Here is a 7,434-nt window from a genome sequence, read left to right on the forward strand (position 1 = left end):
ATGACGCAAATCGGTCGAACGGTCAACATGGTGATGACGTCATGACAACCTTTTATTTGACAAAGTACCACGGTTTTTTTGACAATTAGATGTCAGGTTTTCTTACATAAGGCGTTGACGCATCCCTCTGGTGTTTCTATAATGTTTGCAGTCAGATGCAGATACGTTCATTCTTTAGGAGGAGTGGAACTTTGACACCGCGCGACGTTTTAGAACTCATGAAGCAACACAATGTGGAAATGGTCGATTTTCGCATTGTTGACGTACCGGGCCGTCAACATCACGTAACCATACCGGCCGTTGAAGTTGATGAAGACATGTTGACCAATGGCATCGCCTTCGATGGATCGAGCATTCAAGGTTTTCGTGGAATTGAAGACAGCGACATGGTGATGCGGCCTGTCTTAGAGACGGCATTTGTCGATCCGTTTATGGCTGCCCCCACTTTGGCTGTATCGTGTAATGTGTTTGAGCCTAATGGCACACGTTTCGAACGCGATCCTCGTTATATTGCTGAAAAAGCGGAAGCGTATCTGGCGTCCAGCGGTATTGCGACAACGGCATACTTTGGTCCTGAGCTCGAGTTCTTTATCTTTGACGACGTGCGCTTTGAGTCGAGCAATCGCGGCGCTTTCTACGCTGTTGATTCCGAGGAAGCGATGTGGAACACGGGTAATGGTGAAAAGAACCTCGGTTATCAAGTAAAAAACAAGGGTGGCTACTTCCCTGTCCCTCCTATCGATACACAGCAGGACATCCGCACAGAAATGGTTAAAGAATTGATGAACGCAGGTATTCGCGTCGAACGTCACCATCACGAGGTCGCAACCGCGGGGCAGGCGGAAATCAACTTCCGATTCAATACGCTCACACGCACGGCTGACACCGTGATGACCTATAAATACATCATCCGCAACGTTGCGCGGAAATACGGAAAAACGGTCACCTTCATGCCAAAACCCGTATTCGGTGATAACGGTTCGGGTATGCACGTTCACCAAAGCCTCTTCGACGGTGATACGCCGCTCTTTTTTGAACAAGACCGTTACGGAAACATGAGCGACATCGCCCTTCACTATATCGCAGGCATTTTGCACCACGCACCCGCAATTCTAGCTTTCTCGAATCCGAGTACGAATTCGTATAAGCGTTTGGTTCCAGGTTATGAAGCACCGGTCAATCTGGTCTTTTCAAAGGGCAATCGCAGCGCTGCCGTTCGCGTCCCGGTCGCCGTCGTTTCGCCAAAAACAGCACGTATCGAGTTCCGCACCCCGGATTGCACGGCCAACCCATATCTTGCATTCGCAGCTATGTTGATGGCCGGTATCGACGGCATTCGTCGCAAGCTGGATCCGACGGCACTTGGCTATGGTCCCATCAACAAGAACATCTACGAATTGAGCGCGGACGAAAAGGCAAAAATCCGCAGCGTTCCAGGTTCGTTGGAAGAATCTTTGCAGGCTCTGGAGGCAGATTACGAGTTCCTTCTCGAAGGCGGAGTCTTCACGAAGGACTTTATCCACGCTTGGATCGACTTTAAGCGTACGAATGAAGTTGCCCCCATGCACCTACGTCCGCATCCATACGAGTTCCAACTCTATTACGACCTATAATTGAGAACGAGCTTCACGTATACAATCACCCGCCATCATGTGGCGGGTGATTTGATTACTCTGCCCAAGGCCCGTCTTCCTTCGCGAACGCACGATGATCTTTGCTCATCGATACATAAGAGGTGCTAAAGCACACAGCAAAGCGTCACGAAACATGTCCGCCCTGCGAATGGCTCCCTGTGTTAGAATGCCAATGGTTCCTTCCTGCTTACGAACCCCGTGCCTTCCGGCCCATGTGTCGATGACATCGCCAAGTTCCTTGCCGTTGTCCAATTCGCTCGCAATCTCGCGTGGGAGCGGAAGCCTTAAGCCACCGCCAAGGCCCTCTTGCCCTGAGCGCGTGATCGCACACGCCCAGTTGCACAAGAACATCCCCCACTCCGTCCGCTGTATACCGCCCTCCAAACCAATACCGACATCCGCTTGTCCTTCCCGCAACGCTGCTAATGCGCGGTTGCGTGCTCCCTGCAAGGTTTCCTTATCCGTTTGCGGTTGCGCCGACACACCCGAAGGCACATCTACGGACATGATCTCAATGGGTATCGCAAGGGCTGCAAAGGCGAGTTCAACGGCTTTCATTTTCGCAGGATTGGTCGATCCAATCGCTATCTTCCGTATATCCCAGGCTTCCATTTGAGTTCCCCCTTGTTAACTCGACCATCAACCATTGTAGCATGGGCGCAAGCTACGTTTTGTTGTACACCCGTCTAGGCAATATTCGAGAAGCCAAGATTGCGGTATGATAGACATGCGTTTTCCCTACTCAGGAGGTTACGATTGTTGAATACCGAAACGCTTCGATACGATGTGGTCATCGTCGGTGGCGGCAGCGCCGGCGTTGCGGCGGCGGTGGGCGCTGCCAGCTTAGGAGCAAACACGCTGCTCCTTGAAAAGAATCCATACTTCGGTGGTGCGGCCACACATTCTTCGGTGCTGACCATTTGTGGCTTGTTTGCCCAACAAGAACCTCTGTTGCAAGTGGTCGGCGGCGTTGGCCAAAGATTTCTCGAGAAACTGCGGGATTTGGGGCGGTACGATGGGCCGATTCGCAATCCCGGATCCGGCAACGTGATCGTTTTGCTCGATGGAGAAACGACCAAATATGCATTCGATCAGCTGGTGCTGGAGGCTGGTGTGACGCCGCGTTTACACACAACCGTTATCGGAGCCGAAGTTGACAGCCAGCAGCGTCTTCGCTCCATCACGTGTTTTCAGCATGGCGGCACGTTTCGGATTGAGGCGGAGGCTTTCGTGGATGCGAGTGGAGAGGCCGACTTGGCTGCGTTTTGCGGGAATCAGGTGCGTTTTGGCGACGACGAAGGTCACGTCCAGGCGGGTACGCTCGTGATGCAATTTGGCGGGGTCTCCCCTGATATCGCACTCCACCGGCATCAGTTCACGGCAGCGATTTGGCAAGCAAAGCGCGCGGGTGTTGAAGATTTGACTAAGGACAGAGGGATGGTTGTCCGCTTAACAGGGTCCCATCATGTGCTTGCATTATTTGCAGACGAACGGGTGGATGGACTTGACAGCGCGAGCTTAACAGTGGCAGAGATGTCTGCACGCCGCCAGGCGTGGGCCTATCTCGATGCCTTTCGCAAATACGTCCCTGGCTTTAAAGACGCCTTTCTCGTACAGACCGGACCCGCGATTGGCGTGCGGGAGACGAGGCACATTGACGGCGAATACCGATTGGCTGGCGAAGAAGCGCTGGCGGGAGCTCGTTTTCCGGATGCCATCGCGCGCGGCGGCTGGCCCGTCGAGATTCACGAACCTGGTGAGGCAGCGCGCTACAAGCACATTCAGGATAAGTCGTATTACGAGATACCCCTGCGCTCGCTGAAGGCCAAACAGGTTAAGAATCTCTGGTGCGCAGGAAGAATCATCGATTGTGACCGCATTGCGTTTGCTTCTGCCCGCGTGATGGGTACTGCGTTTGCTACCGGGCACGCTGCCGGTATTGCTGCTGCGATGTATGCAGGGCTCGGCGAGGCCAATGCCCGCGACGTGCGGAAAGAACTCATTCGACAAAACGCCATTGTCTAACGTCTAAGGGGCACAGTGCCTTCTAACCATTGTGCCCCTTATTCATCTCCACATTCTCACGCAATCAACTGGATGCCCATATAGAGGCCAAACACCATGATGACGAGCGAGATTGCACGCACGATATGCTTGTAAATCCCTTGCATTCTCCATTCTTTCGGTAAAGCCTTCGCCTCAAGCAACAATAAGAATCCCAAGACGATAGGTAACAGCAATGAATTCATGACTTCTGTATCGACTGCCAAGTTGATCAGGTTGATACCGCTAAAGACAAGGATGGCACCGCCGATGTGTGCGCAGGTGTAAATCGTGTAGAAGCCTTTGGCATCACGCCACTTCGCGTTCATACTGTGACGAATGCCTGTGACCTCGCCAATCCCCCAGGCACCAGCCAAAGACACGACGAGCGCAGCGACAAAGCTTGCACCGAGCATGCCCATACCGAAAATCAACTTCGCTCCGACAGGCCCAAGAAACGGCATCAGTCCGTGTGAAATTTGCGTCACAGTCGACAGTGGTTGTGAAGGATTCACGCGCCCCACCGTCGCCGCGATCATGATGACCACGGCAATCATGACCACTTGCGTTAAAATCGATCCGACGAGCGTATCCACCCTTGCGAGCTTGAGGTGCTTTTTGGTCATCCGCCGATCGACGACAGCCGATTGTTGATAAAAAATCATCCATGGCATGATCACAGCACCCACATTCGCTGCGAGTAGAAACATGTAGCTTGAGTGGCCGATCGGAATGGTCGCGAGTCCTTGCAGTAATGCATGCCCGGATGGATGAGCCATGATAGCCGCAGGAACAAGCAAGAGTTCAAAAAGACCCATAGCGATACCGATCCGCTCGACGCGCTTGTAACTGCCAGTCAGGCCTAGTGCAATCAGCAGAATGGTCGCTACGGAAACCGTGTAATCAGGTGAAATGCCAAACAGTTCCCCGACCCCGGCGATCCCGGCAAACTCGGTCACCAGAGCGCCGATGGCAGAGAGGAACAGAGTGGAGACCGAAATCCACGCCCATCCCCGACCAAAGTGCTTGTGAATGAGTTCCCCGTGCCCTTGCCCGGTGATGACACCCAAGCGCACCGTGATTTCCTGAACCAAATATACGATTGGGATCAGGACGAGCTGTGGCAGAACCATGGAATAGCCCCATTCAGCTCCAGACTGCGCGGCCGTGATAATGCACCCCGCATCCGTGTTCGCCAGCATGACAATGACACCAGGCCCAAATATGGCGAGCATGCGCAGGAAACGCCGCGCACGCGAATGTTTCGACGCGACCTGCGATATCATGAGTGATTCTGTATGATTCATGATAATGACTCCTTGCTTTCGCGGCATGATGTTGGTTTATGATATTGAATGTCGAAGGTTTGTATGTTCTTGATACTGTAGTTAGTCTAACCTAACTAGAAACTTGATTACAATAGTCAACTATGTGAGGTGGCGAAAACATGACGACAATTGATGATTTTCAAAAGTTGGACATTCGTATTGGAACCATTGTGGAAGCTCGGCATTTTCCAGAGGCGCGTAAGCCAGCCATTCAGTTGCGGATTGATTTCGGCGATATTGGTATGAAGTCGTCGAGTGCGCAGATTACGCGCCGCTATGTTCCAGATACTTTGGTAGGTCGGCAAGTTGTCGCGATTGTGAATCTCCCGCCCCGCCGGATTGCGGGCTTTGTTTCGGAGGTCTTGGTACTTGGAGGCATTCCAGAGGATGGTGACGTCGTTTTGCTCCGACCAGACACTGTTGTACCAAACGGAACCCCTATCGCTTAAGACGATAGGGGTTCATTGTTTATATCGGAGCCTTGCTATGGTCCGCTCCCGTCGACGACGGCGAACCGGGATAAAAGTAACCGTAGAAATCATACATTTGGTGACGGTCATACACCGATTCGTCTGGGGTCGGATTAGGAATATCGATTTCAACGCCAAGGGATGACCCATAATGGCTGAACACATCGCCATCATAATGATAATCTTTGACGACTGACGCCTCTTGTAATTTGGGACGAAAACCTGTACCAATGGAGTTAAACACAGTAACTCCAGCTATTTTCCAATTGGGATATACATTCTGGTCGTCCAAATATACTTTTTGGGCGAGCCATCCACCCATCGAGTGTCCGGTCAAAATGACATCTCCAGAAGGAACATTGGCCTCTTTACAAACCTGTTTAAAAAATTGTTCTGCTGGCTGCAGTTGTTCAATCATATTCGGTACACTTAAATAAATCCCAGCGTCAGCAACCAAATCCATGACGTTGTCGGTCCCCCGATAGGCAATCACAACGGTATGTCCTCGTTGAAATGCGACGGCGTAGAAACCTGCGCTTGCTTCTAAGTCATCGACATCGAGAATCTTCCACCCAGCGAGATCGGAAAAAAAGAAACGATTCGCTTGAGTGTAAGGAAGATGCCAGTCGATTTGATTGACCTTATCAACTTGCTCGTAAATTCCTGGTGGACCTTGTTTGACAGCCGCCAAGTCTTCGAGCGTGAGCAACGAATCGCCTACATATGCATCAAGGTTCGAATATGATAAATCGGTCATCTTCATCAATACACCGTCATAGATGCCGTCCGTTTGCTGCAGTTTTGCATCCGCATCCACATGGACATCCGGCTCTGACATCGACTTGACGACAGCATTGACGGTTAAAAAACGAAATGGGATGACGAGCAGCACAGAGGCCACACTAAACGCCAGCAGGCGTTTCCAATACGATACGGACTTCATGCGCTCGTTCCACTCCTCACTTTCCTATACCCATATGCCACGTGTCACAGTATACCACATGTTGTCCGACAAAAAGATGGCGCACATGATACACCATACAAAATAAAGTTTTCCATATGTCGACCCGTATAAACACAAAGATGGCCGATCTGTCATGAAGCGACGAATCGACCGTGAGGGATATTCAGGTACCGTCTGTGCACATCATGCTATTGCTATATATGGAATTTGCGTGTCTTTGAAAGGAGGCGATCAGAAAGTAGTTGAGAATCGAGGAAATCGCGAGGACTGATGGTCGGCGTGGCGATAGTACTATCGGCAGCAAACGTGAGAAACAAGCGCTTTGGTTTGCCGTATTGTGCAATGACGCTCGACTTGGTCATGCCGTGACGCGTCATGCAATGTACCGATGTGAGTTCCTGAAGCAACTCATTGCAAATCGGACAGGTGACCATCTAGCATTCCCCCTATATCGCCAAACCATCGAAAACCAGGCGAAAATTTGAACGCTGCAGACACCGAGTTGTATATCTCTAGTTTATCGAAAAAGCAGACGAACATATACAGAATTTTTGTTAATCTTTTATGACTCCTAATCCATATTTACCCGTATCATTCAATACACGATATCTTCTATACAAAACGGCCTCACCGTGAGGCCGTTTTGTATTAGTAGTACGCCCAGCATGGGCGGAATCTTTAGGGTGTAAGTCCCGAACGGGGGTTGGCGACATACCTACCGTTAGCCAAGAGCAAGGGTGTCCACCGTGAGGTGGAATCTGAAGGAAGCTGGAGGCAAACCCTCGACCTGAGGTACACGAATCGCATTTGAGGCTGTCATAGTTGGACGAGTTGCCTACACACAACGAAGTCCTAAGTCGCCAAGAGCTACGGCAGTAAACTGCGGCAGGTACGTGAGGGGAAAGAGTCCGTTCTTATCTGGGGAGACCTGTCTGCGCGCTAGCAAGGCTAGTAACCGTCATCGAGAGGTGACGCTGAACAGGCAGGGGTCAGCA

General features: G+C 51.3%; 6 protein-coding genes. 3 read left to right on the forward strand and 3 right to left on the reverse strand.

Annotated elements, in window-relative coordinates:
- Positions 1–191 precede the first annotated feature (191 nt).
- Positions 192–1,613 (forward strand): type I glutamate--ammonia ligase, encoded by a 1,422-nt coding sequence (gene glnA, locus BLU70_RS04915; RefSeq protein ID WP_040290085.1) that lies wholly within the window; start codon positions 192–194, stop codon positions 1,611–1,613.
- 105 nt (positions 1,614–1,718) lie between these two features.
- Here glnA and yjjX read toward each other — a convergent pair whose 3' ends face one another.
- Positions 1,719–2,246 (reverse strand): inosine/xanthosine triphosphatase, encoded by a 528-nt coding sequence (gene yjjX / locus BLU70_RS04920; RefSeq protein WP_006447578.1) that lies wholly within the window; start codon positions 2,244–2,246, stop codon positions 1,719–1,721.
- 147 nt (positions 2,247–2,393) lie between these two features.
- Here yjjX and BLU70_RS04925 point away from each other — a divergent pair, with 147 nt between their 5' ends.
- Positions 2,394–3,659, forward strand: a complete 1,266-nt coding sequence (locus BLU70_RS04925) for an FAD-dependent oxidoreductase (protein ID WP_074692486.1) — start codon at positions 2,394–2,396, stop codon at positions 3,657–3,659.
- Between the two features lie 56 nt (positions 3,660–3,715).
- On the opposite strand, the gene BLU70_RS04930 is transcribed toward BLU70_RS04925, so the two are convergent.
- Positions 3,716–4,984 carry an NRAMP family divalent metal transporter gene (locus BLU70_RS04930; protein WP_040290083.1) on the reverse strand — a complete coding sequence of 423 codons (1,269 nt, stop codon included), beginning with the start codon at positions 4,982–4,984 and terminating at the stop codon, positions 3,716–3,718.
- Between the two features lie 140 nt (positions 4,985–5,124).
- On the opposite strand from BLU70_RS04930, the gene csaA reads away from it, so the two are divergent.
- Positions 5,125–5,454, forward strand: coding sequence for a chaperone CsaA (gene csaA, locus BLU70_RS04935; RefSeq protein ID WP_006447575.1), 330 nt, complete (start codon positions 5,125–5,127; stop codon positions 5,452–5,454).
- A 19-nt stretch (positions 5,455–5,473) separates the two neighbouring features.
- Here csaA and BLU70_RS04940 read toward each other — a convergent pair whose 3' ends face one another.
- Complete coding sequence (locus BLU70_RS04940) at positions 5,474–6,418, reverse strand: Mbeg1-like protein (RefSeq protein WP_006447573.1); 945 nt, start codon at positions 6,416–6,418, stop codon at positions 5,474–5,476.
- Positions 6,419–7,434: the final 1,016 nt, after the last annotated feature.

It is taken from the genome of Alicyclobacillus hesperidum (assembly GCF_900107035.1).
GTDB lineage: Bacteria > Bacillota > Bacilli > Alicyclobacillales > Alicyclobacillaceae > Alicyclobacillus > Alicyclobacillus hesperidum.